Consider the following 24,763-nt stretch of genomic DNA (forward strand, 5'->3'; position numbering starts at 1 on the left):
GTTCACGGCAGGTGCAATTGCACCTGCACGCCACCGTCAAGGTTGTCGATGCGCAGAGAGCCACCGTGCAACTTGACCACCTCTTCGACGAAGTTCAGCCCAAGCCCCGTGCTTTTGCGGCCACTGTCCGGACGCGGCAATGAATAGAATCGCTCGGTCAGACGCGTCAGCGCGTAATCGGGAATCGGTGTGGCTTCGTTGAACAGCCGAAACTCGATCTGCTCGCCAACCCGCTCGGCGTCAAATCGCAGCAACCCCCGTGGCGGTGTGAAATCCAGTGCGTTCTCCAGCAGATTGCCCAAAGCCTGACGCAGCAGAAACGGCTCGCCGATCAGCAACAGGTCCGCCGGGATGGCGCACTCGATTCGCAACTGCTTGCCCTCGATCCTCGCAGCCTGTGCCTGCAACACTTCATCGACCAGCGCAGCGAGCGGCACAGCGACGCGTTCTTCCAGCGCCTGACGCTGCTCCACCTGGGCCAGATCGAGCAGCCGCTCGATCAGTTGCTGCATGCGCGCACTTTCGCTGTCGATGTTGCTGACGAAACGCTGCCGTTGCGCCAGCGGCATTTCGCTTTGCAACAGCTCCGCAGCGCCGCGAATTGCCGCCAGCGGGCTCTTCAATTCATGGGTCAAGGTGTGGACATAGCGTTCGACGTAGGCCTTGCCTTCAAGCTGGGTGCGCATCTGTTCCACGGCGCTCGCCAGTTGTTCCAGCTCGCCACCACGGTAATGCGGCACTTCCACCCGACGCCCTTCGCTCACGGCCTCGGCATAACGGGTCAAACGGTGCAGTGCCCGGCTCAGCCACCATGACAACAGCGCACCGAACAACAGACCCAGAATGATCAGCCCGGCGCCATAACCCAACAAGCGGCGCTCGGTACGGTCGACATAGGGTTGCAACGAGCTGTTGGGTTTGGCCACGGTGACCACGCCGATGATCTGGCCAGCGTCGCGGATCGGCGCACCGACGTGCATGACCGAAGAGTTCGGATCATTGGGGTCGCTGCGGCTGGAGCGCGCGCCGTATTCGCCGCGCAGGGTCAGGTAGACGTCGTTCCAGCGCGAGTAATCCTGGCCGACCGCGAGGCCACTGGAATCCAGAACCACGATGCCCTTGGCGTCAGTGACGTAGATGCGGTGGTTGACCTGGTTTTTCGGCAGGCCCCAGATCGTCGCTTTCGGCTGGCGCTCGCCATAGGCACGGAGCAGTTCCGGCCAGCGATTCTGGCTGAGGGTGCCGGCCTTGAAATCGTCCTTGAGGATTTCCGCCATCAGGTTGGCCGTGTCGACCAGGGTTTCCTCGGTGGACTGACGCACGCCGGGGCGGATTTCCTCCATCACGGTGTTGAGCACGAAATAACCGGTGAGGCCGATGAACAGCACGTACACCAGGAAAATCCGCAGCCCCAGCGACATCAGCTGTGCCCCGGGCTGTAGCTGTAGCCGAGGCCGCGATGGGTCTGGATCGGCTCGGCTTCGGCGCGAATCAGGCGCAACTTGGCGCGTACGCTCTTGATGTGGCTGTCGATGCTGCGCTCGTAGCCGGCATCCGCTGCCACCCCCAGCGCATCGAGCAGTTGCTCGCGGCTGAACACCCGCTCCGGTTGTTCGAGCAGGCATTGCAGCAGACGGAATTCATGACGGGTCAGGCTCAACGCCTGGCCGCGATAGCTGATTTGCACGCGCTCGGAATCGATACGAAACACCCCCGACCACGCTTCGGCCGGCGGGCGCGGAGCCATGCGCTTGAGAATCGCCCGGACCCGCGCCGCCACTTCACGAGGGCTGAACGGCTTGACCACGTAGTCGTCGGCGCCGATTTCCAGGCCCACCACGCGGTCGATTTCGGCATCCCGGGCGCTGAGGAACAGCACCGGCACTTCGCTGAACCGGCGCAGTTGCTTGCAGGTTTCAAAGCCGCTGATGTCCGGCAGACCAATGTCGAGGATGATCAGGTCGGCCGGCGTCTGGCGCTGATGCTCCAGCGCCGCCGCGCCGAGGTTCAGCCAGGTCGTGGTGAAACCCTCGCCCTGCAAGGCAAAAATCAGCGTGTCGGCAATTGCCGCTTCGTCTTCGACAATCAGGATATGAGGCATGGCGTCCGAGCCTGTGGATTAAGTGCGCGAACGGTGCCCCAAGCCTGACGTTACGTCAATGAGACCACTTGTTTCAGCAGTCGGGTTTGTCGGCTGTGAAGCGCCTTGCCGGATTGACGGCTGCGCCGAACTCACGCAAGGCCTTGGCACCGATCAGCAGCGGGTAGTTGAAATGGCTGCGGTCGGTCAGGTTGACCTCCACGGTACGCTTGACGTTGCCCAGGCACAGCTCCAGATCGACCACCGGGCGCTTGGCGGCTTCCGTGGTGTCGCGATCCTCGTCGTCCTCGTCGGAGCGGCTCTTGATCTTGCTGATCCGCGCGATCTTGTGTTCGAACACCTTGTTGCTGGCGTCCTTGGTGGCGAGGCGGAAACGCACCCAGTCTTCGCCGTCGCGGGTGAAGGTCTCGATGTCCTTGGCCGACAGCGAGGCGGTCAGCGCGCCGGTGTCCATTTTCGCCTTGAGCACTTGCCCGCCGATTTCCGGCAGCGCGATGTATTCGTAACGCCCGTACAGGGTCGGCTCGGCGGCCAGCACCGGCAGGGCAACAAGGGAAAGCAAAGCAAGGAGGGATTTCACGTAAGGGGCTTCCTTGAGAAATGGGGCGTCAGACGCGAGATTTTAGACCGCTGTTCACTTGATCGTTCCCACAAGGCTAACGCGCCAAAGGTGAAACATTCGTAACCCGCGATTTGGCCTGTCGCCCGAAGCCACTTATCATGGCGCGCCCATCCGCTTTCATAGAGTTGCTTATGCGCCGCCTGCTCACCGGCTGTTTCATCACCCTGCTGTTATTGCTCAACACCCTGGTGCTGTTCGGCCCGCTGATGGTGTTCGCCCTGCTCAAGCTGATCCTGCCGGGACGCTTTCGCGATTACGCCTCGTGGGCGGTGATGTGGATTGCCGAGACCTGGGCGGAAATCGACAAACTGATCTTCCGCCTGTGCATCCCGACGCAATGGGACATCCGGGGCGGCGATGATCTGCGTGGCGACACGTCGTATCTGGTGATCAGTAACCATCAGTCCTGGGTCGATATCCCGGCGCTGATCCAGACCCTCAACCGACGCACGCCGTTCTTCAAGTTTTTCCTCAAGAAAGAGCTGATCTGGGTACCGTTCCTGGGCCTGGCCTGGTGGGCGCTGGATTACCCGTTCATGAAACGCTACACCAAGGCGTTCCTGGCGAAGCACCCGGAACTGGCCGGCAAGGATCTGGAAATCACCAAAGCGGCGTGCGAGCTGTTCAAGCGTCAGCCGGTGACGGTGGTCAACTATCTGGAAGGCACTCGCTATACCGCGGCCAAAAGCACGCAGCAACAGTCACCGTTCAGCCACCTGCTCAAGCCCAAGGCGGGCGGTGTGGCGTTTGTGCTGGCGGCGATGGGTGAACAGCTGGACGCGATTCTGGATGTGACCGTGGTTTATCCACAGCCGAAGATTCCGGGTTTCTGGGACCTGATCAGCGGGAACGTGCCGCGGGTGATCATCGATATCCGTACTCGTGAACTCGACCCGGCGCTGTGGCAAGGCGACTACGAAAACGATCCGGTGTTTCGCGAGAAGATCCAGAACTGGGTCAACCAGCTCTGGACCGAGAAAGACCAGCGTATCGCCGAACTGCGCGGCGAGCGCGACTGATCAGTGGGGGTCGGTCAACCGCCGACGCCCCAGACACCGCCGAGGGTTTTCAGCAGCGAACCGCCAACGCCCTGGTCACCCAGGTACTTGAGGATCACCGGAGCAAACTGGCCGACCATGCTGTCGTTCATGCCCAGTGCGCCGAATGCGCTGTTCAGGTCATTGGTACTTTTCACATTGCCCAGCGCATTCTCCAGCCCCGCCGACTTGCCGGAAGAACCGAGCACGCTGCTCAGCGCGCCCAACTGACCGGCACCACCCGACAGTTTGTCGAGCCCTGGAACGCTTTTGGCCAGTTCCGAATAATCGCTGCCGCTGAGCTTGTTCTTCGCCAGGCCGAACATTGCACTGGTGCCACCGACTGCTTGTTGCGGCGTAACCCCCAGACCAGTGACCGCTTGCAGCAAACCGGCCGTTTCCGAGGTCGGCGCGGCGGCGGTGGCCGCGTTACCGCCCTGCATGCTTGAGGCTGCCTTCGTCACGTCATCCAGGCTGAAACCTGCGAAAACCGGGCTCGCCACAACAGTCATCAGCGAAGCCAGTGCGAAACCGCGTGAAATCTTCATCCAGACATCCTCTTTCGTCATGAAAAACCGCCCGTCACGGGTGGCAAAACTGTCGGTTTGACCGGCGATTCGCCAGCATGTTCCGAGCGTAGCGCATCCATTCTGAACCCGGCCGCGTATATGAAACGTGAAACCCCGGAAACCCCATGATGAATGGCACGAGCGCAGTAGCTGAACTAGCCTGTGAACTACCCGAAACCAGCGCCCGCCCTGTCTGGAGACTTGTCATTACCCTCGCCGACACCGATCAGCTGCGGCAATTGCTGGCCCAGTGTTCACTGGGCGACCGCCGTGCCTTCGAAACGCTGTACCGCAGCGTTGGCCCGCGCCTGCACGGCGTGGCGCTGCGTTTCATGGGGCGCCCGGATCTGGCGGAGGAAGTGTTGCAGGAAAGCTTCGTGCGGATCTGGAACAACGCCTCGCGCTACGAATCGCACCTGTCGGCGCCAATGACCTGGATGATCAACATCACCCGCAACCAGGCCATCGACCAATTGCGCAAGCACCGAGACCGGCCTCTGACCGATGTTGAACAGGACGCTCTGGCGGACGAAAGCCCGTCGGCCCATGACCAATTGAACAGCGCCCGCGAGGCCACAGCCCTGAACCGCTGCCTGGAAACCCTCGAAGGCATGCAGCGCCGGTCGATTACCGTGGCGTACTTTCAGGGTTTGTCCTGCTCGGAACTGGCCGAGCATCTGGCGGCGCCGCTCGGCTCGGTCAAATCATGGATTCGCCGTGGCATGGAACGCCTGCGTCGGTGCCTTGAATCATGAACTACCAGACCCCTGCCCTGCGCCGCGCCCTCGCCGCCGATTACGCCATCGGCTTGATGGCTGCGCCGGCCCGTCGGCGTTTCGAGCAGTTGTTGCTGGAAGACGCGGCCCTGCGCGTCGAACTGGCGCACTGGCAGGAAAGCCTCGCCAGCCTCACCGAAACATTGCCGGAGGTTCCAGTGCCGGAGCGCGTGTGGCACGGCGTTACTGCGCGTATCGAGCCGCAGGTGCTGCACGTCCCCGAGAAGCGTCCGTTCTGGAACTGGCTGCGGGTGACGGCGGCACTGGCTTCAATCGTGGTGCTGGTGTTCCTCGGCTCGCTGTACACCCACGACGACGCCCGCTACCGCGCCACCCTGCTGAGCGCCGACGCGAAACCGGCGCTGAAGGTCGAGGCGCATGACGATTACCTGCAAGTCGAGCCGCTGACATTGGCGGCTGTCGATCCTCAGCGCAGTCTGGAACTGTGGGCGATTCCGGCCGATGGCAAGCCGATCTCGCTGGGTGTGATCCCGGCGGGCGGCAAAGGTAAGGTTGAATTGAACGACGCGCAGAAGGCGCTGATCGGTAAGCCGATTGCGCTGGCGGTCAGTCTTGAGCCGAAGGGTGGGTCGCCGACCGGGCAGCCGACGGGGCCGGTGCTGTATCAAGGCGCATTGGCCGCGCTGTGACAACCATAAAAAACGGCGACCTCAGGTCGCCGTTTTTTTGTGCTCTGACGCTTACGCCGCACTGAACAACTTGTGCGGATCAATCACAAACTTCTTCGGCACGCCCGCATCGAACTCGCCGTAGCCTTCCGGCGCCTGGTCGAGGCTGATGACCTGCACGCCCACCACTTCGGCAATGTTGATGCGGTCCCACATGATCGCCTGCATCAGTTGGCGGTTGTACTTCATCACCGGGGTCTGGCCGGTGTGGAAGCTGTGGGATTTGGCCCAGCCGAGGCCGAAGCGGATGCTCAGGCTGCCCATTTTTGCGGCAGCATCCACAGCACCCGGATCTTCGGTCACGTACAGGCCCGGAATACCGATCTTGCCAGCTACGCGCACCACGCCCATCAGCGAGTTGAGCACGGTGGCCGGAGCTTCGGATTTGACGCCGTCATGGCCATGACCACGGGCTTCGAAGCCCACGCAGTCCACCGCGCAATCCACTTCCGGTTCGCCCAGCAGTGCGGCGATCTGTTCGTGCAGCGGGGTGTCTTTCGACAGGTCGACGATTTCGAAACCCTGAGCCTTGGCGTGGGCCAGGCGGATGGTGTTGACGTCGCCGATGATGACCACCGCCGCGCCCAGCAGACGGGCCGAAGCGGCAGCGGCCAGACCGACCGGGCCGGCGCCCGCGATGTAAACGGTGCTGCCCGGGCCAACGCCAGCAGTAACGGCGCCGTGGTAACCAGTCGGCAGGATGTCGGAGAGGCAGGTCAGGTCACGGATTTTCTCCATGGCCTTGTCGCGGTCCGGCAGTTTCAGCAGGTTGAAGTCGGCGTACGGCACCAGCACGTACTCGGCCTGGCCGCCGGTCCAGTCGCCCATGTCGACGTAACCGTAGGCACCGCCGGCACGGGCCGGGTTGACGGTCAGGCAGACGCCGGTGTGTTGCTCCTTGCAGGAACGGCAGCGCCCGCAAGCCACGTTGAACGGAACGGACACCAAGTCGCCGATCTTCAGGTTCTCGACGTCGGAACCCTTCTCGATCACTTCACCGGTGATTTCATGGCCCAGTACCAGACCGGTCTGCGCCGTGGTGCGGCCGCGCACCATGTGCTGGTCGGAGCCGCAAATGTTGGTTGAAACCACACGCAGGATGACACCGTGCTCGATCTTCCTGCCGCGCGGATCCTGCATTTTCGGATAGTCGATTTTCTGTACTTCGACCTTGCCAGCGCCGAGATACACCACACCACGATTGCCAGACATGCTTTCACCTCGCTGTTGTTTTTATGGAACCGCGCCGCCCAGGCAGGCAGCGCGTTAAGTGCTCGGGTTATTGCTTGTTGGTCTTGCGTTGTCTGTGACTCAAAGAACGACGGTGCGGTTGGCGTTCAGGAACACCCGTCGCTCGATGTGATACCCCACGGCCCGGGCCAGGGTCAGGCCTTCGATGTCACGGCCCTTGGCAATCAGGTCTTCGGGGTAATGACTGTGATCCACCGCCTCGACGCCCTGGGCGATGATCGGCCCCTCGTCCAGGTCGTTGTTGATGTAGTGCGCCGTCGCACCCACCAGTTTCACACCCTTGTTATAGGCCTGGTGATACGGCTTGGCGCCCTTGAAGCCCGGCAGCAGCGAGTGATGAATGTTGATCGCCTTGCCATCGAGCTTGCGGCACAGCTCCGGCGACAGCACCTGCATGTAGCGGGCGAGGATCACCAGTTCGGCGCCGGACTCTTCGATCACCTGCCACACCTGACGCTCCTGCGACGGCTTGTCGTTGGGGTCGAGGGGGAAGTGGTAGTAGGGAATCTGGTGCCAGTCGGCCAGCGGCTTGAGGTCCGGGTGGTTGGACACCACTGCCGCCACGTCCATCGACAACTGGCCTATGCGTTGGCGGTAGAGCAAGTCATTAAGGCAGTGATCGGCCTTGGAGACCATGATCACCACTTTCGGCCGGTAGTTCGGCGCGGTCAGTTCGAAGATCATGCCGAACGCCTGACCGCGTTCGGCGAGGCCGGCGCGGAAGGATTGCTCGTCAAAACCGTCGGGCTGACGGAATTCCACACGAATGAAGAAGCGACCCGAGAGCCGGTCGTCGAACGAGTGGTGCTCAGTGACGTAGCAGCCCTGCTCGAACAGAAAACGCGTCACCGCGTCCACGGTGCCGAGAACGCTGGGGCAGTCGGCGGTCAGAATCCATGTATCCGGGGCGCGGCTCATTGTCGTTTTTCTCCTCTACTCGCTCCCACGCACAGCGTGGGAACGATCATTACGCCTGAACGCTAAGGCCGTATTCGGCGGAAGCATCCTGCAACCACAACCACCAGTAATCCGAGAAGCTGCGACGAATCAGCAGTTCCCAGGTGTCTTCGGCGGTATGACGGATCATCAGCTGCGACTTGGCGAACACCGTGCCCACGGCCTTGCCGACCGGGAAGTTGTTCGGGTGCACGTCGTAGCTGGTGGACTTCATCAGCACCTGACGCACGTTCGGGCCGCTCAGTTCGAGCACTTGCTGGCCGCCGCTGACGTTGACGATTGCGATGTGCAGATCGCCCAGCGCTTCGCGCAGTTTCTGCTCGGCGGCGAACTCTTCTCCGCTCGGCACGATCAACAGCCACTCGTCCGGGCCCATCCATTGCAGGCTGGTTTCGCCTTTGACGATCACGCTCAGGGCGCCCGGCAACTCAATGCCCAGGGCCTTGTGCACGCCGGCAGCGAACGCGGCATCGTGGCCGTCGCCACGAATGGTCAGATGGCCAAGGAGTTTCTTCTCGCGCACGGTCACGCCGGCGCTTTTGCGGCCCTTGCCCACCAGGCTGGCGAGGTCGGCGTGATGCAGCGACGACTCGGCCTTGGCCCCGGTGGTCGGGCGTTGTTGGTAAACGTTGGCTGCGGTCATAAAGCACCCTTCCTGAATTCTGTGCCGCTCCCGCGCCAGGCGCGGGAGCGATCAATTAGATGTTCTGGCGATCGCCTTTCGGATCGAAGAACACCGAAGAAACGATTTCCGCCTCGATCACGCTGCCATCCGCCAGTGGTGCGAACACCCGCTCGCCCAGACGCTTCAGACCGCCCTTCACCACGCCCATGGCAAACGAATAACCGAGGGAGTTGTGCGCGTAGCTGGAGGTCACGTGGCCGACCATGGTCATCGGGATCGACTGCTTGGTGTTGAACACCAGTTGCGCACCTTCCGGCAGCCATACGTTCGGATCGATCGGTTTCAGGCCCACCAGCTGTTTACGCTGGTCACGGACGCAGTCTTCTCGGTTCATGCCGCGCTGGCCGATCCACGAGAACGGTTTGGTGCGACCGACACACCAGCCCATGTTCAGGTCGTCCGGGGTCATCGAGCCGTCGGTGTCCTGGCCGACGATGATGAAGCCCTTCTCGGCCCGCAGCACGTGCATGGTTTCAGTACCATATGGCGTCAGGTTGAACGCCTTCCCCGCCTCAACAATCTTCTCCAAAACACCCATCGCGTAGTCGGCCTGGACGTTGACTTCGTACGACAGCTCGCCGGTGAACGAGATGCGGAATACCCGCGCCGGCACACCACCGACCAGACCTTCTTTCCAGGTCATGAACGGGAACGCTTCGTTGGCAAGGTCGATGTCGGTCACGGCGCTGAGCAGCTTGCGGCTGTTCGGGCCGGACAGGGTCATGGTCGCCCAGTGGTCGGTGACGGAGGTGAAGTAGACCTTCATCTCTGGCCATTCGGTCTGGTGGTACAGCTCCAGCCACTGCAGTACACGAGCCGCGCCGCCGGTGGTGGTGGTCATGACGAAATGGTTGTCGGCCAGACACGCCGTCACACCGTCATCGAAGACCATGCCGTCTTCTTTGCACATCAGGCCGTAACGGGCCTTGCCCACGTCGAGTTTGGTCCAGGCGTTGGTGTAAACGCGGTTGAGGAACTCACGGGCGTCCGGGCCCTGGATGTCGATCTTGCCCAGGGTCGAAGCGTCCAGCAGACCAACGCTGTCGCGCACAGCCTTGCATTCGCGCTTGACGGCGGCATGCATGTCTTCGCCGTTTTTCGGGAAGTACCACGGACGTTTCCACTGGCCGACGTCTTCGAACTCGGCGCCGTTTTTCAGGTGCCATTGATGCAGTGCGGTGTAACGCACAGGTTCGAAAATGTGCCCACAGTGACGGCCCGCTACCGCGCCGAAAGTCACCGGCGTGTAGTTCGGACGGAACATCGTGGTGCCCATCTGCGGGATGGTCACGTTCAGCGAACGGGCGGCAATCGCCAGACCGTTGACGTTGCCGAGCTTGCCCTGATCGGTGCCGAAGCCCAGCGCGGTGTAGCGCTTGACGTGCTCGACCGACTCGAAACCTTCGCGGGTCGCCAGTTCGATGGCGGCGGCGGTCACGTCGTTCTGCAGGTCGACGAATTGCTTCGGTGCCCGTGAGGTGTTCTTTTCATGCGGCACCTGGAACAGCGCCAGCGTCGGCTCTTCATGACGGCTCAAGGCTTTCGGCAACACGCCTTCGACGGTCTGGAACCCGGCTTCGGACGCAGCGCGCACGCCGCCTTCAAAACCGTCGGCCAGAGAATCGCCGAGACCGTAGACGCCGTTGATGCCACCGACGCACACGCGTTTCTGCGGCGCTTCGCCCGGTACGAAACCGAGGATGTCTTCGCGCCAGATCGGCTTGCCGCCGAGGTGCGACGCCAGGTGAACCACCGGGCTGTAACCGCCGGAGCTGGCGATCAGGTCGCAGTCGAGCCATTCGCCCGGGCTGGTGACCTTGTGACCTTTGACATCGATCGCCGCCACGCGGGCAGCGGTGACGTGCTTGCTGCCACGGGCCTCGATCACAGCGCTGCCGGTGAGGATGCGGATACCTTTGGCGCGCGCCTCTTCCACCAGCGCACCGCGCGGATTGCTGCGGGCGTCGGCGATGGCCACGACTTGCAGGCTGGCATCGAGCCAATCCAGCGCCACGCGATAGGCGTGATCGTTGTTGGTCGACAGCACCAGCTTCTTGCCCGGTGCCACACCGTAGCGACGCACGTAAGTCGACACAGCACCGGCGAGCATGTTGCCCGGCACGTCGTTGTTGCCGTAGACCAGCGGACGCTCGTGGGCACCGGTCGCCAGCACCACGCGCTTGGCGCGGACGCGGTGAATGCGCTGACGCACCTGGCCGATTGGCGCGCGGTCGCCGAGGTGATCGGTGAGGCGTTCGTGAATGGTCAGGAAGTTGTGGTCGTGGTAACCGTTGACCGTGGCGCGCGGCAACAGCAGCACGTCCGGGGTGTTCTTCAATTCGGCAACGACACTGGCGACCCACTCCACCGCAGGCTTGCCATCGAGGCTTTCGCGGGAGTCGAGCAGGCTGCCGCCGAACTCTTCCTGCTCGTCGGCGATGATCACCCGCGCACCGCTGCGCGCAGCCGCCAGGGCAGCCGCCAGACCGGCAGGGCCGGCACCGACGATCAGCACGTCGCAGTGCTGGTTCATGTAGTCGTAGGTGTCCGGATCGACTTCGGTCGGCGAACGGCCAAGACCGGCAGCCTTACGAATGTACTTCTCGTAAGTCATCCAGAACGATTGCGGGTACATGAAGGTTTTGTAGTAGAAACCCGGTGGCATCAGCTTGCCGCCGACCTTGCCGAGAATCCCCATCATGTCGTTGTTGACGCTCGGCCAGCCGTTGGTGCTGGTGGCAACCAGGCCTTGGTACAACGCCTGTTGCGTGGCGCGCACGTTGGGGATCTGGGTGGCTTCGGTAGCACCGATCTGCAGCACCGCGTTCGGCTCTTCGGCACCGGCGGCGAAGATGCCGCGCGGACGCGAATACTTGAAGCTGCGGCCAATGATGTCGACACCGTTGGCCAGCAGTGCAGCGGCCAGCGAATCGCCTTCGAAACCTTTGTAGACCTGGCCGTTGAAGGTGAAGCTCAGCACTTTGTTGCGGTCGATCCGTCCACCGTTGGACAGGCGATTGGTCTGGCTCATACCTTCTCTCCCAGCGCCGTCGTGGCTGTTTTCGCAGTGTCAGCCTTGTCGGTGAATTGCGGCTTGGTGCCGATCTTGTAGGTTTCGAGAATCTCGTAGGTCACGGTGTCGCGGGTGACGTTGAAGTACTGGCGGCAACCGGCGACGTGATCCCACAACTCGTGGTGCAGGCCACGAGGGTTGTCGCGGAAGAACATGTAGTCGCCCCACTCCTCGTCGGTGCAGCTTGCAGGGTCCAGCGGACGCGGGATGTGCGCCTGGCCGGATGCGTGGAATTCCTCTTCGGAGCGCAGTTCGCCGCAGTGAGGACAGAAGATATGCAACATGGGATTTCTCCTGTTAGTGGGCGACAGCCGCAGCGCCGTGTTCGTCGATCAACGCACCGTTGTGGAAACGGTCGATGGAGAAAGGTGCGGCCAGCGGGTGCATTTCACCCTTGGCCAGACTCGCGGCAAACACGTTGCCCGAGCCAGGTGTGGCCTTGAAGCCGCCGGTGCCCCAACCGCAGTTGAAGAACATGTTCGGCACCGGGGTTTTCGAAATGATCGGGCAGGCGTCCGGCGTGGTGTCGACGATGCCGCCCCACTGACGGTTCATGCGCACCCGCGACAGCACCGGGAACATCTCGACGATGGCCTGGATGGTGTGCTCGATCACCGGGTACGAACCGCGCTGGCCGTAGCCGTTGTAGCCGTCGATACCGGCACCGATCACCAGGTCGCCCTTGTCGGACTGGCTGATGTAACCGTGCACGGCGTTGGACATGATCACGCTGTCGATGATCGGCTTGATCGGCTCGGACACCAGCGCCTGCAACGGGTGGGATTCGATCGGCAGACGGAAACCGGCGAGCTTGGCCATGTGCCCGGAGTTACCGGCGGTGACCACGCCGACGCGCTTGGCGCCGATGAAACCCTTGTTGGTTTCAACGCCGATGCACACGCCATTCTCCTTGCGGAAGCCGATCACTTCGGTCTGCTGGATCAAGTCCACGCCCAAGGCGTCGGCGGCACGGGCAAAGCCCCACGCCACGGCATCGTGACGGGCCACGCCGCCGCGACGCTGGACGGTTGCGCCCATCACCGGGTAGCGGGTGTTTTTCGAGCAGTCGAGGTACGGGATTTCGTCCGCGACTTGCTTGGCGTTGAGCAGTTCGCCGTCGACGCCGTTGAGGCGGTTGGCGCTGACCCGACGCTCGGAATCGCGAATGTCCTGCAGGGTGTGGCACAGGTTGTAGACGCCGCGCTGGGAGAACATCACGTTGTAGTTCAGGTCCTGAGACAGGCCTTCCCACAGTTTCATCGCGTGTTCGTACAGGTGCGCCGACTCGTCCCACAGGTAGTTGGAACGAACGATGGTGGTGTTGCGCGCGGTGTTACCGCCGCCCAGCCAGCCCTTCTCGACCACGGCCACGTTGGTGATGCCGTGCTCTTTGGCCAGATAGTAGGCAGTCGCCAGACCGTGCCCGCCGCCGCCGACGATGACTACGTCGTAGACCTTCTTCGGGGTCGGCGTGCGCCACATGCGCTGCCAGTTTTCGTGGTGGCTGAGGGAGTGTTTGAAGAGGCCGAAGCCCGAATAGCGTTGCATAGTCATGTACTCCAGAACGCTCAGCGATAAACCGGGAAGTCAGCGCACAGGGCCGAAACCTGCTGGGCGACATTGGCCTCGACATCGGCGTCGCCGAGGTTGTCGAGGATGTCGCAGATCCAGCCGGCCAGCGTCACGCACTGGGTCACCTTGAAGCCGCGCGTGGTTACCGCCGGGGTGCCGATGCGCAGGCCGGAGGTGACGAACGGCGACTGCGGGTCGTTCGGTACGGCGTTCTTGTTGACGGTGATGTGAGCGCGACCGAGGGCGGCGTCCGCGTCTTTACCGGTGAGGCCCTGACGGATCAGGCTGACCAGGAACAGGTGGTTGTCGGTGCCGCCGGACACTACATCGTAGCCACGTTTGATAAATACGCTCGCCATCGCCTGGGCGTTGTCGATCACTTGTTGCTGATAGGCCTTGAAGCCTGGCTCCAGCGCTTCCTTGAAGCACACGGCTTTACCGGCGATGACGTGCATCAGCGGGCCGCCCTGGGCGCCGGGGAATACCGCAGCGTTGAGTTTCTTCTCGATCTCTTCGTTGGCCTTGGCCAGGATCAGGCCGCCACGCGGACCACGCAGGGTCTTGTGAGTGGTGGTGGTGACCACGTCGGCGTACGGCAGCGGGTTCGGGTACAGACCGGCAGCCACCAGACCAGCCACGTGGGCCATGTCGACGAACAGCAGCGCACCGACCTTGTCGGCGATCTGACGAAAGCGCGGGAAGTCGAGGGTTTTCGAGTAGGCCGAGAAACCGGCGACGATCATTTTCGGTTTGTGCTCGACGGCCAGACGCTCGACTTCGTCGTAATCGATCAGGCCGGTCTTGGTGTCGATGCCGTACTGCACGGCGTTGTAGAGCTTGCCCGAGGACGACACCTTGGCGCCGTGGGTCAGGTGACCGCCATGGGCCAGGCTCATGCCGAGGATGGTGTCGCCAGCCTGGATCAGCGCCAGATAGACAGCGCTGTTGGCCGAGGAACCGGAGTGCGGCTGGACGTTGGCGTAATCGGCACCGAACAGTTGCTTGGCGCGTTCGATAGCCAGCGCTTCGACCTTGTCGACGTGCTCGCAGCCACCGTAGTAGCGCTTGCCCGGATAGCCTTCGGCGTACTTGTTGGTCAGGCCGCTGCCTTGCGCTTCCATGACGCGTTTGCTGGTGTAGTTCTCCGACGCGATCAGCTCGATGTGATCTTCCTGACGTTGCTCCTCGGCATTCATCGCCGCCAGCAGTGCATCGTCGTAACCCTGGATCTGGTCTTGCTTGCTGAACATCGCGTCTCTCCCAGCGGCATCTGTGCGCCATTCGTCTCGGTAAGGCACGGCGTTTCGGCAGTGCCCTTTGATGCGATGGTATGGCCGGCGCAGGGAGGTCAAATGCCTACGGACGCCACGCAAAGGTGCGTTTACGACATGGCGGGGGCGACGGACTCAAACAAGCAGCTGGCGCAAGCCCAGAAGAACCATGAAATGCGCGGGATAGAGCGCATACGCCCAGCGGCGCATGGGTGGCGCGCGGAGGAAAGTGACATGTCGCAACAGGAACATTCCGAGCAGTGGCGCAATCAGGCATGTCGCAATGCCGAAGATCGCCACGCGGTTGCCGAACTGGGCGGACTCGTAGAGCACCTGCCACTGATTCGCCGCCAGACACACCAACCCCGGCAGCAGGCTGAAATACCAGGGTTTGCGAAACGCCAGCAACATCGCCAGCGGCAGCAGGATGCCGAACAGACCGAACATCAGTCGCTCCGGGAACAACGCTGCCACCAGCAAGGCGCTGATGCCCAGCAGTCGCGAAATCAGCGCTCGATCCTGCCAGCCCCGCGCCACCAGCAAGCCCAGCGCCAGCGTGGGCATCACGTTCAAGGTGTCGGGATCGGGAATGTACAAACGGTAGGGAATCTCGCTGAGCAGACTGAACAGCAGCAACCAGCCCAGATAGCGCCATTCGGTCTTGCGCGCCCCGTCACGCGCCAGGTTCGCCGCCATCGCCAGGCAGAACCACGGGAACGCCAACCGCCCCGGCACATACAGCCAATCGGCGCTGATCCCGACATATCGCAGGTGATCGAGCAGCATGCTCAGCAGCGCCAGCCACTTGAGCAGATCGAGTGCGCCGTCGCGCTGGCTCAGGTGCATAATCGGCTCGCATCCTTGTAAAGTTCTGATAGCGACATCCCGTGTGCTCCCCGGATGATCTTCGGTACAGTGCGCACCATCATTGACCCCACGAAGCGCCACAAGCGCCTCGATCACGGAAGCCGGCCATGACCGACAAGAGCCAACAATTCGCCAGCGACAACTACTCCGGTATCTGCCCTGAAGCCTGGGCTGCCATGGAACAGGCCAACCACGGCCACCAGCGCGCCTATGGCGACGATGAGTGGACAGCACGCGCCTCGGATGATTTCCGCAAGCTGTTCGAGACCGACTGCGAAGTGTTCTTCGCCTTCAACGGCACCGCCGCCAACTCGCTGGCCCTGTCGTCGCTGTGCCAGAGTTATCACAGCGTGATCTGCTCGGAAACCGCCCACGTCGAAACCGACGAATGCGGCGCCCCGGAGTTCTTCTCCAACGGCTCGAAACTGCTGATCGCCGGCACCGAAAACGGCAAGATCACCCCGGCCTCGATCCGCGAAGTCGCCCTCAAGCGCCAGGACATCCACTACCCGAAACCACGCGTGGTGACCCTGACCCAGGCCACCGAAGTCGGCAGCGTCTATACCCCGGAAGAAGTCCGCGCCATCAGCGACACCTGCAAGGAACTGGGCCTGAACCTGCACATGGACGGCGCGCGTTTCTCCAACGCCTGCGCGTTCCTCGGCTGCTCGCCAGCGGACCTGACCTGGAAGGCCGGTGTCGACGTGCTGTGCTTCGGCGGAACGAAAAACGGCATGGCGGTGGGTGAAGCGATCCTGTTCTTCAACCACAAACTGGCCGAAGACTTCGACTACCGCTGCAAACAGGCCGGGCAACTGGCCTCGAAAATGCGCTTCCTGTCGGCCCCGTGGGTCGGCATCCTGGAAAACGACGCCTGGCTCAAATACGCCCGCCACGCCAACCACTGCGCGCAACTGCTGGTCGAACTGGTCAGCGACATCCCGGGCGTGGAACTGATGTTCCCGGTCCAGGCCAATGGCGTGTTCCTGCAACTTTCGGAACCGGCCATCGCCGCCCTGACCGCTCGCGGCTGGCGCTTCTACACCTTCATCGGCAAGGGCGGCGCCCGCTTCATGTGCTCGTGGGACACCGAAGAAGAACGCGTGCGTGAACTGGCGCGCGACATCCGCGAAGTCATGTCGGCCTGATCCCCTCCCCGTGGCGAGGGAGCGTTGATCGTTCCCACGCTCCGCGTGGGAATGCCTCCAGGGACGCTCCGCGTTCCTGCCGCACCGCCGATGCAACGCCGAGCACCGTCATGACGCGGAGCGTCAAAGACTGCATTCCCACGCAGAGCGTGGGAACGATCACGACTAAAAGCTACAGATGACTTTTCCCACCGCCGCCACGGACTTCGCCTCTAGCGCGATCACTCCGGCCACCTCACTCTGCTCGTTCCCACGTCGAGGCGTCGAACCGTCCGCGTGGGAATGCATCCGGGGACGCTCCGCGTTCCTCTAAGCAGCACCGCAAGATTCAAGGATGAATCCCATGGGCCGAAGCCGCTACACCATCACCGAACCCGACAAGCCTCACTTCCTGACCTGCACGCTGGTGGAGTGGCTGCCACTGTTCGTCCGCCCTTACCTCGTCGACCACCTGCTCAACTGTTGGCGCTATCAACAAACCCATCAGGAGCTGAAGCTCTACGGCTATGTGATCCTGGAAAACCACCTGCACTTCGTCGCCCAGGCGCCCGACCTGAGCAAATGCCTGAGCCAGTTCAAATCCTTCACCGCCCGACAGATCATTGATGACCTGCAAAGCAAGGGTGCCGAAAGAGCATTGAAGCGCCTTCGCTTCAGCAAGCGGGCACACAAGGACGATCGGGTGTATCAGATGTGGCAGGAAGGCGCTCACGCAGAGATGGTCTATAGCGAAGAAGTCATGCGCCAGAAACTCGATTACATCCACAACAACCCGGTAAAGCGTGGTTATGTCGAGTTGCCGGAGCACTGGCGATATTCGAGTGCCCGAAATTATGCAGGACTGGACGGGTTGATCGAGGTTCAGCGCTGGTACTGAAGCTCCCGATATCCCACACGCAGATCGTTCCCACGCTCTGCGTGGGAATGCCTCCTGGGACGCTCCGCGTTCCTGCCGCACCGCCGGTGCAACGCCTGGCACCGTCATGACGCGGAGCGTCAAGGGCTGCATTCCCACGCGGAGCGTGGGAACGATCACCACTCAAAGCGACAACTGGCTTTTCTTACCGCCGCCACAGACCTCTCCTGACGCTCAGTCACATCAGCCTCCCTACCCTGATCGTTCCCACGCTCTGCGTGGGAATGCTTCCCGGGACGCTCCGCGTTCCTGCCTCACCACCGATGCAACGCCAGGCACCGTCATGACGCGGAGCGTCAAGGGCTGCATTCCCACGCAGAGCGTGGGAACGATCTGAGGCCCGTTACCTTCCCTGCTTGGTCTACATTGTCTGTCGAGCCATCGCTCACATAACAATAAGCAGGAGCATCCGCATGTCGCTAAAAGGCAAAACCCTGTTCATCACCGGCGCCAGCCGTGGCATCGGGCGCGAGATTGCGCTACGGGCCGCGCGGGACGGGGCCAACATCGTGATCGCCGCCAAGAGCGCCGAACCGCATGCCAAGCTGCCCGGTACCATCCACAGCGTCGCAGCGGAAGTCGAAGCGGCCGGGGGCAAGGCTTTGGCGTTGCAACTGGATGTGCGTGATGAAGAGGCAGTGCGTCAGGCGCTGGCCCAGGCCAATGAACATTTCGGCGGGATCGATGCGCTGGTGAACAACGCCGGGGCGATCAAGTTGACCGGTGTTCAACACATCGAACTCAAGCGCTTCGACCTGATGCACCAGATCAACACCCGCGCGGTGTTGCTGTGCGGTCAGGCGGCCCTGCCCTATCTGAAGAAATCCTCCGGGCACATTCTCAACCTGTCACCACCGCTGAATCTGGCCAGCAAGTGGTTCGCGCAATACAGCCCCTACACCGTGACCAAGTACGGCATGAGCATGCTGACTGTCGGGATGAGCGAGGAATTTGCCAACTACGGCATCAGCGTCAATTCGCTGTGGCCGCAGACCATGATCGCCACGGCCGCGATCGAGTTTCAGTTGGGCAACCGCGAGTCGTTCAAGCATGCGCGCACGCCGGCGATCATGGCGGATGCGGCGCATGTGATTCTGAGTAGCAGCGGACGGCGGATTACCGGGCGGTTGTTGATTGATGAGGATATCTTGCGGGAGAGCGGCGTGACGGAGTTTGATCATTACCGCTTTGAGCCGGGGACTGATGCGAAGTTGATGACGGATTTGTTCGTCGATTGAACGACAAACCTGTGGGACCGAGCTTGTTCGCTCCCACAGGTTTCATGCCGGCATCAGTACTCGATCCGCACATCCCCCTTCGGCACACTGCAGCAAGAAAGAATGTACCCCTCCGCCTCGTCGTCCTCGGTGATCCCGCCGTTGTGATCCATCTCCACCTCGCCGCCCAGCTTGAGCACCTTGCACGTCCCGCAGATCCCCATCCCGCAGGCTTTCGGGATCATCAGCCCAACCTTGGCAGCCGCCGCATGCACAGTCTCACCCGGTGCCACGCGAATGCTCTTGTCCGAAGAGGTGAACTCCACCAGATGCAGATCCGCCGCCGGCACTTCCGGCGCTTCCGCTGCCTGTTCGGCCTGTTCCACTGCATCGGCGCGGGCTTCCGGTGGCGTGGCGCCGAAGGATTCCTCGTGATAGCGCTTCATGTCGTAGCCGGCGTTTTCCAGCAGGCGCTTGACCGCCGTCATGTACGGCGTCGGGCCGCAGCAGAAGACTTCGCGCTCGAGGAAGTCCGGCACCATCAGTTCCAGCATCTTGTGGTTGAGGTAGCCGCGATAGCCGGCCCACGGCTCGCCCAGGCCATGCTTCTCGCAGATCAGGTGCAGGCTGAAGTTGTCGATCCGCGACGCCATGTGTTCCAGCTCGCGGTGGTAAATGATGTCTTTCGGTGAGCGGGCGCTGTGGATGAACGTCATGTCGACGTTGCCGTTGGTGTCGTAGAACCAGCGCGCCATGGACATGCATGGCGTGATGCCGACACCGCCGCTGAGGTACAGCACTTTCGGGCTCGGAAAGTCGATGGCGTTGAACAACCCGACCGGCCCGTGTACCGCCAGCTCCTGGCCTTCATGCAGCGTGTCGTGCAGCCAGTTGGACACCTTGCCCCCCGGTACGCGCTTGATGGTCACCGAAAAGCTGTACGGCACCGACGGCGAGCTGGAGATGGTGTAGGAACGCATGATCGGCTGGCCGTCGATTTCCAGCTCCAGGGTCACGAATTGCCCGGGCTTGAAGAAGAACAGGATCGGCTGGTCGGCCATGAAGCAGAAGGTGCGCACATCCCAGGTTTCCTGGATGACTTTGACGCAACGGACAATGTGTCGGCCATTGGCCCAGGTCTGAGTGGTGACCGGATTCAGGAAGCTGTTGGACATGCTTGTTCTCCACGGCCGACTGTCGGCCTTCATGTGGCGATTCTGCGTATAGCGCGAACGCCCCGTTTACCTATCCGCGACATTGACATACTTATCGCGACCAGCCCCCAACCACCGGGGGTTGCGCGTCGGGAACAGATTGCACCATGTCGCCCATGGATAAGGTTCTCGCCTGCGGCGGCCCCACACTCGCCCCAACACAAACAGTTTCTTTACACCTTGCGCTGCAACCCTGATCAGCCACTTTCGCGGCCACGCAGATGGCCTTGAGGATTACATCGATGGACACCGCAAAAATCAGCCTGGGCGACCCGCTGGAACCCGCACGCAAGGCCACCGCACAAATGCTGCAAGAGCGCGAGCGCACCTTCTCGCTGCCGCAACCGTTCTACAGTGACGAGCGCCTGTTCGATATCGACATGCAGGAGATCTTCCAGAAAGAGTGGTTGATCGCCGGCATGACCTGCGAGATCCCGGCCAAGGGCAACTACCTGACGCTGCAGATCGGCAAGAACCCGATCATCGTGATCCGTGGCGCCGAAGGCGTGGTGCACGCGTTCCACAACGTCTGCCGCCACCGTGGCTCACGCCTGTGCACCAGCGACAAGGGCAAGGTCGCCAAACTGGTCTGCCACTACCACCAGTGGACGTATGAGCTGGACGGCCGCCTGCTGTTCGCCGGCACCGAGATGGGCGCCGACTTCGACATGAACCAGTACGGCCTCAAACCGGTGAACGTGAAGACCGCCGGCGGCTACATCTTCATCAGCCTGGCGGAGAACCCGCCGGCCATCGATGACTTCCTGTCGACGCTGAACCACTACATGGAACCGTACGACATGGAGAACACCAAGGTGGCGATTACCACCACCTTGATGGAAAAGGCCAACTGGAAACTGGTGCTGGAAAACAACCGCGAGTGCTACCACTGCAACGCGTCGCACCCGGAACTGCTGAAAACCCTGCTGGAGTGGGACGACGTCACCGACCCGCGCGCCGACCAGGCGTTCAAGGATCACGTCGCCGACTCCGCTGCGGCCTGGGAAGCCGAGAAGATCCCTTACGCCCACGCCAGCTTCGGCCTGCGCAACCGCATCGTGCGCATGCCGCTGCTTAAAGGCACCGTGTCGATGACCCTGGACGGTAAACAGGGCTGCGCCAAGCTGATGGGCCGGATCAAGAACCCGGACCTGGGCTCGATGCGCATCCTGCACCTGCCGCACTCGTGGAACCACTGCATGGGCGACCACATCATCGTCTTCACCGTGTGGCCGATCAGCGCCCAGGAAACCATGGTCACCACCAAATGGCTGGTGCACAAGGATGCCGTCGAAGGCGTGGATTACGACGTCGAACGCATGCGCCAGGTGTGGGACGCGACCAACGATCAGGACCGTCGTCTGGCCGAAGAGAACCAGCGCGGGATCAACTCCACCGCCTACCAGCCTGGGCCGTACTCCAAGACTTATGAATTTGGCGTGGTCAACTTCGTCGACTGGTACAGCGAGCGGTTGTTGAGCAACCTCGGGGCCGAGCCTGCGCCGTATCTCAAAGGTGTTCCGGTTCAGGGTTGATTCGCGTCATTGATCGTTCCCGCGTCCTGCGCGGGAACGATCAAACGGATCACTTCGATGACCACCTCACCGATCCATCCTCGCCAATAAACTCCTCGAAAATCTCCTCCCCCACCAGCCTGATCTTCGCGTAGCCATTCAACACCCGTAGCGGATAGTCCGGATCCTTCGCATCCTGCGTCTCCGAAAACAGCACCCCCGAATGCCCGTTCAGTTCACTTGTGGTGCCGTAGGGAATCGCCCCGTGCCCGGCGCAGCGCGCATGCAACCCGCCCTGGGTCGCGTAGACGATACCGTTGTGCAGGTGCCCCCAATACCAGTAATCCGGCTCGCGCCCCAGTGCATCGCACACCGGTTGATACAGCGCGGTCTTGTTGTGCCCGGTGATGTCGAAGCCTTGATGGTGACTGAGCACCATGAGCTTTTTGCGTTTCGGCAGACTTTTCATCCACTCGATCTGCGGCTTGTTCAGGGTGCCGTCCATGTACAGGTTCATGACATCCGAGGCGTACGCCGTGTCCAGCCCGACAATCAGCCAGTCGTCGTTGATCAGGGCAAAGTAGCTGGTGCCCTGCTGCCCCGGAAAACGCGTGGCCAGTTCCTTGAAGTAACCGTGGGCGCCGCTGTACATCTCGTGGTTGGAATTGAGGGTGAACGAACCGTGGGTGCCCATCGGCCAGCCGGCCATGTCGGTGTCTTCCTGGGAATGGGTACCGGCGTAATAGACATCCCCCAGATGAATGGTGAAGTCGGCGTTGGCCAGTTGCATCTGGTTGGCCACCGACACCGCTGGCGCATGACTGTTGAACGGCCCGGTGCCCCAGTCGCCGGCAATCGCCAGCGTCACTTCGCGCTCCATTGTCACCAGCGCAGGATCGGTGCCGAAGGTCGCGTGATGGCGCAGGTTTTCGATCCATTTGAGCAGCGCCTCGCTCCACAGCAGATCCAGCAGCTCCCACTTGCGACACCCCAGCAGCGTGCCGTCCTTGAGCACCGTGGTCTGTAGTTGATCGGGTGATTGCGGCAACGGCGTCGCGTTGCCGATGCGCAGGATCGACAGACCGTGGGACAACTCCCACGGCACGGCCGGCACGTCGTCCGGCAACTCGCCGTGCTTGAGCACGTACTGCGCCTGATCGTGACCGCGCTGGAGCAATTTGATGATGGCCTGGAACTCCTCGGGTTCCAGTTCGCTGATGAGCTTCATCCAGGCCATTTCCACCCGGGTAAACAGGCCGTGCAGACGCAGTTTGACCTTGTCGTATTCATGCTTCAGATGACCGACTGCCGACATGACGTAATCCTCTATCCGTAGGGGTTCACAGGGTTTTCATGAATTCGATCAGCGCGCGCTTGTCGTCGTCCGACAGCGTCGTGCCATACAGGTGACCGGTGTTGTGATTGCCCTCCAGGCGCGTGTCGTACTTGAAGTCCGCCGAGGCTTTGGCCTGCGCGCCGCCGGTCACGAAGCCGACGTTGACCGGGTCGTAGACATCGGAGCCGGTGACGAACACCTGCGGACGTTTTTCCGGCGGTTGCAGCAAATCCCACAGGGTCGGCACCGAACCGTTGTGCAGGTACGGCGCGCGCAGCCAGATGCCGTCGGTGGGCGTGTTGCTGTAGCTCTGGGTCTTGCGGTACGCGCCGAAATCGAACGGCGGTTTCTTGAAGGTGTGGAACGCCGCCACCAGCCCGACAGTGAACGAGTCCAGTCGATGTGGATCGGTGCCGAGCTGGTCGATGTTGGTGGTGACCTGCCCGGTGTCGACGCGACCGAAGTCGTGGCAACCGGCGCAATTGGTTTCCCAGATCGGTTTGCCCTGGGTGACCTTGGCCTGATCCAGTGCCCACGGCCACGCCGGCGCCTTGTGCCCGAGCAGCCAGTTGGTCACGCGATTGAAACTCGGTGGCAGCACCGACTCTGGCGTCGCTCCCACCGCCATCGCAGCGGCGTAGTTGCGCTCGTGGATCTTGTTGTTATTGCCGTCCCAGTGCAGGTACATCGATTCCCGGGGTTTCTGGTTCCACACTTGCGGCAGGTCCACGGTGCCGATGGTCGAGTCATCCGGGAAGCCGAACACCACCATTTTCGTCGGGTTGAAGGTGTCGGTACGCCCCGGCCCCTGTGGCGGACGCAGCTTCTGCCAGGCATAGGCCTGCTTCTGTTTGAGCAGCGCGGTCTTGGCCATCGGGATGATCAGGTAACGGTTGTAGATGCGCTCGAAAAAGCCGAGCTGGAACTTGCTGTTGATCGCCGCCATCACCGCGTCGGTGGTGAATTTCGGGTCGCTGGCGCAATCGTAGGCGAACCACTGGAAGGCTTGCAGTTGCAGGGTGTTGGCCGGTGCGCTCGGCACATTGACCGCGACGTCACTGGCATTCGCCCGGTAGGAGCCGGTGTGGCACAGCGCGCAGTTCGGCTCGACGGTCGGGTAGCCGATCTGCCGCTTGGCCATGCCGATCGGCAGGTCCTTGCCGTTTTCGAACAAGAAACCGAAAACTTCCCAGCCGCCGGGTTTCGGCATTTTTTCCGGGCACATCTGCGGCAGTACGGAGAACAGGTAATACGGGATCCGCGCTTCGATGCCCAGGCCAATGGCCGCGTATTTGTAGTGATCTTCGTCGGAGGCATATTCCTGCTCCGGCACCACGCGCAGCATCTGATACCAGGTCTCGTAGCCGATGAACCCCAGCAACGCGACCACGACCAGCGTGCCGACCTTGAACGCGTGGCTCTGCCAATGCCGCGCCCACGCCGCCCGCCATTCGCGCCAGCCGTCACAGAGCAGGGCAAGGGGGCGGTTTTCCGGGGTGGTGCCGAGGTACAGCAGGATGCCGAGGATCAGGAAAAAGCTCAGGTCACCCATCAGCATCGGCACGAACACCGAGCCCTGGCTGCTGGTGTTGATCAGGTAGATCCAGAACGCCACGGCGATCAGCCGCGTCAGCACACACAACCAGGAATGCACCACATAGCGCGGCGCGTTGAAGCCCGACGGCATGTAGAACACGCTGATGCCCACCAGCAGCATCCCGGCGTTTTCCAGCCACGGGTCGGAGAGTTGCGGCGGCAGGCCGACCACCGATGTCAGCAACCCCGGCGCGAACAGCGCCGGGATCGCGAACACCATGTTCATCGCAATGCCGAGCCAGATGAAACGTTGAAACCAGCGGATGTAGCTGTCCATATCAGTTCCCCAGATCGTTCCCACGCTCCGCGTGGGAATGCCGCCATGGACGCTCTGCGTCCGCTCTTGGGACGC

At 62.0% G+C, this 24,763-nt stretch carries 22 protein-coding genes; 7 read left to right on the plus strand and 15 right to left on the minus strand.

Translation table 11 applies throughout. The features are described from left to right. Nucleotides 1–2 precede the first annotated feature (2 nt). The 3 genes from creC to rloA2 all read right to left on the minus strand — a co-directional run bounded on the left by creC (nucleotide 3) and on the right by rloA2 (nucleotide 2,681). Complete coding sequence (creC, locus tag IF199_RS27615) at nucleotides 3–1,421, minus strand: two-component system sensor histidine kinase CreC (protein WP_192559159.1); 1,419 nt, start codon at nucleotides 1,419–1,421, stop codon at nucleotides 3–5. After that, nucleotides 1,421–2,101, minus strand: coding sequence for a two-component system response regulator CreB (gene creB, locus IF199_RS27620; protein WP_192559160.1), 681 nt, complete (start codon nucleotides 2,099–2,101; stop codon nucleotides 1,421–1,423). The genes creC and creB overlap by 1 nt, the downstream gene beginning before the upstream one ends. A 73-nt stretch (nucleotides 2,102–2,174) precedes the next feature. After that, entirely contained in the window at nucleotides 2,175–2,681 is a 507-nt protein-coding gene (gene rloA2, locus IF199_RS27625; RefSeq protein ID WP_102619757.1) for a retropepsin-like aspartic peptidase RloA2, read from the minus strand. Nucleotides 2,682–2,854: 173 nt separating this feature from the next. Between rloA2 and IF199_RS27630 the strand changes: the two genes are divergently transcribed. After that, nucleotides 2,855–3,742, plus strand: a complete 888-nt coding sequence (locus tag IF199_RS27630; RefSeq protein WP_192559161.1) for an acyltransferase — start codon at nucleotides 2,855–2,857, stop codon at nucleotides 3,740–3,742. A 14-nt stretch (nucleotides 3,743–3,756) separates the two neighbouring features. Here the strand turns inward: IF199_RS27630 and IF199_RS27635 are convergent, their stop codons facing one another. Next, nucleotides 3,757–4,308: a DUF2780 domain-containing protein gene (locus tag IF199_RS27635; protein ID WP_192559162.1), complete on the minus strand. Its 552-nt coding sequence runs from the start codon at nucleotides 4,306–4,308 to the stop codon at nucleotides 3,757–3,759. A gap of 149 nt (nucleotides 4,309–4,457) precedes the next feature. On the opposite strand from IF199_RS27635, the gene IF199_RS27640 reads away from it, so the two are divergent. Continuing rightward, nucleotides 4,458–5,084, plus strand: a complete 627-nt coding sequence (locus tag IF199_RS27640) for a sigma-70 family RNA polymerase sigma factor (RefSeq protein WP_192561012.1) — start codon at nucleotides 4,458–4,460, stop codon at nucleotides 5,082–5,084. After that, nucleotides 5,081–5,755: an anti-sigma factor gene (locus IF199_RS27645; protein WP_192559163.1), complete on the plus strand. Its 675-nt coding sequence runs from the start codon at nucleotides 5,081–5,083 to the stop codon at nucleotides 5,753–5,755. Before IF199_RS27640 ends, IF199_RS27645 begins: the two co-directional genes overlap by 4 nt. A gap of 51 nt (nucleotides 5,756–5,806) precedes the next feature. Here IF199_RS27645 and fdhA read toward each other — a convergent pair whose 3' ends face one another. From fdhA to IF199_RS27685, 8 genes are all read right to left on the minus strand, one after another. Next, on the minus strand, nucleotides 5,807–7,006 hold the full coding sequence (gene fdhA, locus IF199_RS27650) for a formaldehyde dehydrogenase, glutathione-independent (protein ID WP_096817794.1): 1,200 nt from the start codon (nucleotides 7,004–7,006) through the stop codon (nucleotides 5,807–5,809). Between the two features lie 99 nt (nucleotides 7,007–7,105). Beyond that, entirely contained in the window at nucleotides 7,106–7,963 is an 858-nt protein-coding gene (gene purU, locus IF199_RS27655) for a formyltetrahydrofolate deformylase (RefSeq protein WP_008086918.1), read from the minus strand. A 49-nt stretch (nucleotides 7,964–8,012) separates the two neighbouring features. After that, a complete protein-coding gene (locus IF199_RS27660) occupies nucleotides 8,013–8,645 on the minus strand; it encodes a sarcosine oxidase subunit gamma (protein ID WP_096817792.1) in 633 nt (210 codons plus the stop codon). Nucleotides 8,646–8,700: 55 nt separating this feature from the next. Beyond that, nucleotides 8,701–11,718, minus strand: a complete 3,018-nt coding sequence (locus IF199_RS27665; protein ID WP_192559164.1) for a sarcosine oxidase subunit alpha — start codon at nucleotides 11,716–11,718, stop codon at nucleotides 8,701–8,703. Continuing rightward, nucleotides 11,715–12,044: a sarcosine oxidase subunit delta gene (locus IF199_RS27670; RefSeq protein WP_007959805.1), complete on the minus strand. Its 330-nt coding sequence runs from the start codon at nucleotides 12,042–12,044 to the stop codon at nucleotides 11,715–11,717. The genes IF199_RS27665 and IF199_RS27670 overlap by 4 nt, the downstream gene beginning before the upstream one ends. A 13-nt stretch (nucleotides 12,045–12,057) precedes the next feature. Beyond that, entirely contained in the window at nucleotides 12,058–13,308 is a 1,251-nt protein-coding gene (locus IF199_RS27675; RefSeq protein WP_003206307.1) for a sarcosine oxidase subunit beta, read from the minus strand. A 20-nt stretch (nucleotides 13,309–13,328) separates the two neighbouring features. Then, the gene (glyA, locus tag IF199_RS27680; protein ID WP_096817789.1) at nucleotides 13,329–14,582 is read right to left on the minus strand and encodes a serine hydroxymethyltransferase; all 1,254 of its coding nucleotides are present in this window, start codon (nucleotides 14,580–14,582) and stop codon (nucleotides 13,329–13,331) included. Between the two features lie 156 nt (nucleotides 14,583–14,738). Then, complete coding sequence (locus IF199_RS27685; RefSeq protein WP_192559165.1) at nucleotides 14,739–15,449, minus strand: TraX family protein; 711 nt, start codon at nucleotides 15,447–15,449, stop codon at nucleotides 14,739–14,741. Nucleotides 15,450–15,577: 128 nt separating this feature from the next. Between IF199_RS27685 and IF199_RS27690 the strand changes: the two genes are divergently transcribed. The 3 genes from IF199_RS27690 to IF199_RS27700 all read left to right on the plus strand — a co-directional run bounded on the left by IF199_RS27690 (nucleotide 15,578) and on the right by IF199_RS27700 (nucleotide 18,772). Beyond that, the gene (locus IF199_RS27690) at nucleotides 15,578–16,618 is read left to right on the plus strand and encodes a threonine aldolase family protein (protein WP_192559166.1); all 1,041 of its coding nucleotides are present in this window, start codon (nucleotides 15,578–15,580) and stop codon (nucleotides 16,616–16,618) included. 343 nt (nucleotides 16,619–16,961) lie between these two features. Then, entirely contained in the window at nucleotides 16,962–17,495 is a 534-nt protein-coding gene (locus IF199_RS27695; protein WP_192559167.1) for an REP-associated tyrosine transposase, read from the plus strand. Nucleotides 17,496–17,947: 452 nt separating this feature from the next. Beyond that, nucleotides 17,948–18,772 (plus strand): SDR family oxidoreductase, encoded by an 825-nt coding sequence (locus IF199_RS27700; protein WP_192559168.1) that lies wholly within the window; start codon nucleotides 17,948–17,950, stop codon nucleotides 18,770–18,772. A gap of 53 nt (nucleotides 18,773–18,825) precedes the next feature. On the opposite strand, the gene gbcB is transcribed toward IF199_RS27700, so the two are convergent. Further along, nucleotides 18,826–19,926 carry a glycine-betaine demethylase subunit GbcB gene (gene gbcB, locus IF199_RS27705; protein ID WP_096817778.1) on the minus strand — a complete coding sequence of 367 codons (1,101 nt, stop codon included), beginning with the start codon at nucleotides 19,924–19,926 and terminating at the stop codon, nucleotides 18,826–18,828. Nucleotides 19,927–20,207: 281 nt separating this feature from the next. On the opposite strand from gbcB, the gene gbcA reads away from it, so the two are divergent. Continuing rightward, nucleotides 20,208–21,500 (plus strand): glycine-betaine demethylase subunit GbcA, encoded by a 1,293-nt coding sequence (gene gbcA, locus IF199_RS27710; protein ID WP_096817776.1) that lies wholly within the window; start codon nucleotides 20,208–20,210, stop codon nucleotides 21,498–21,500. Between the two features lie 49 nt (nucleotides 21,501–21,549). Here gbcA and IF199_RS27715 read toward each other — a convergent pair whose 3' ends face one another. After that, complete coding sequence (locus IF199_RS27715) at nucleotides 21,550–22,794, minus strand: metallophosphoesterase family protein (RefSeq protein ID WP_192559169.1); 1,245 nt, start codon at nucleotides 22,792–22,794, stop codon at nucleotides 21,550–21,552. Between the two features lie 25 nt (nucleotides 22,795–22,819). Then, entirely contained in the window at nucleotides 22,820–24,688 is a 1,869-nt protein-coding gene (locus tag IF199_RS27720; RefSeq protein WP_192559170.1) for a c-type cytochrome, read from the minus strand. Nucleotides 24,689–24,763 lie beyond the last annotated feature (75 nt).

It is taken from the genome of Pseudomonas allokribbensis (assembly GCF_014863605.1).
Lineage (GTDB): Bacteria > Pseudomonadota > Gammaproteobacteria > Pseudomonadales > Pseudomonadaceae > Aquipseudomonas > Aquipseudomonas allokribbensis.

Bases quoted from the DNA above. Each gene is read 5' to 3' on its own strand.
- creC (WP_192559159.1), bottom strand. From the start codon at position 1,421: ATGTCGCTGGGGCTGCGGATTTTCCTGGTGTACGTGCTGTTCATCGGC.
- creB (WP_192559160.1), bottom strand. From the start codon at position 2,101: ATGCCTCATATCCTGATTGTCGAAGACGAAGCGGCAATTGCCGACACG.
- IF199_RS27630 (WP_192559161.1), top strand. From the start codon at position 2,855: ATGCGCCGCCTGCTCACCGGCTGTTTCATCACCCTGCTGTTATTGCTC.
- IF199_RS27635 (WP_192559162.1), bottom strand. From the start codon at position 4,308: ATGAAGATTTCACGCGGTTTCGCACTGGCTTCGCTGATGACTGTTGTG.
- IF199_RS27640 (WP_192561012.1), top strand. From the start codon at position 4,458: ATGAATGGCACGAGCGCAGTAGCTGAACTAGCCTGTGAACTACCCGAA.
- IF199_RS27645 (WP_192559163.1), top strand. From the start codon at position 5,081: ATGAACTACCAGACCCCTGCCCTGCGCCGCGCCCTCGCCGCCGATTAC.
- fdhA (WP_096817794.1), bottom strand. From the start codon at position 7,006: ATGTCTGGCAATCGTGGTGTGGTGTATCTCGGCGCTGGCAAGGTCGAA.
- purU (WP_008086918.1), bottom strand. From the start codon at position 7,963: ATGAGCCGCGCCCCGGATACATGGATTCTGACCGCCGACTGCCCCAGC.
- IF199_RS27660 (WP_096817792.1), bottom strand. From the start codon at position 8,645: ATGACCGCAGCCAACGTTTACCAACAACGCCCGACCACCGGGGCCAAG.
- IF199_RS27665 (WP_192559164.1), bottom strand. From the start codon at position 11,718: ATGAGCCAGACCAATCGCCTGTCCAACGGTGGACGGATCGACCGCAAC.
- IF199_RS27670 (WP_007959805.1), bottom strand. From the start codon at position 12,044: ATGTTGCATATCTTCTGTCCTCACTGCGGCGAACTGCGCTCCGAAGAG.
- IF199_RS27675 (WP_003206307.1), bottom strand. From the start codon at position 13,308: ATGCAACGCTATTCGGGCTTCGGCCTCTTCAAACACTCCCTCAGCCAC.
- glyA (WP_096817789.1), bottom strand. From the start codon at position 14,582: ATGTTCAGCAAGCAAGACCAGATCCAGGGTTACGACGATGCACTGCTG.
- IF199_RS27685 (WP_192559165.1), bottom strand. From the start codon at position 15,449: ATGCACCTGAGCCAGCGCGACGGCGCACTCGATCTGCTCAAGTGGCTG.
- IF199_RS27690 (WP_192559166.1), top strand. From the start codon at position 15,578: ATGACCGACAAGAGCCAACAATTCGCCAGCGACAACTACTCCGGTATC.
- IF199_RS27695 (WP_192559167.1), top strand. From the start codon at position 16,962: ATGGGCCGAAGCCGCTACACCATCACCGAACCCGACAAGCCTCACTTC.
- IF199_RS27700 (WP_192559168.1), top strand. From the start codon at position 17,948: ATGTCGCTAAAAGGCAAAACCCTGTTCATCACCGGCGCCAGCCGTGGC.
- gbcB (WP_096817778.1), bottom strand. From the start codon at position 19,926: ATGTCCAACAGCTTCCTGAATCCGGTCACCACTCAGACCTGGGCCAAT.
- gbcA (WP_096817776.1), top strand. From the start codon at position 20,208: ATGGACACCGCAAAAATCAGCCTGGGCGACCCGCTGGAACCCGCACGC.
- IF199_RS27715 (WP_192559169.1), bottom strand. From the start codon at position 22,794: ATGTCGGCAGTCGGTCATCTGAAGCATGAATACGACAAGGTCAAACTG.
- IF199_RS27720 (WP_192559170.1), bottom strand. From the start codon at position 24,688: ATGGACAGCTACATCCGCTGGTTTCAACGTTTCATCTGGCTCGGCATT.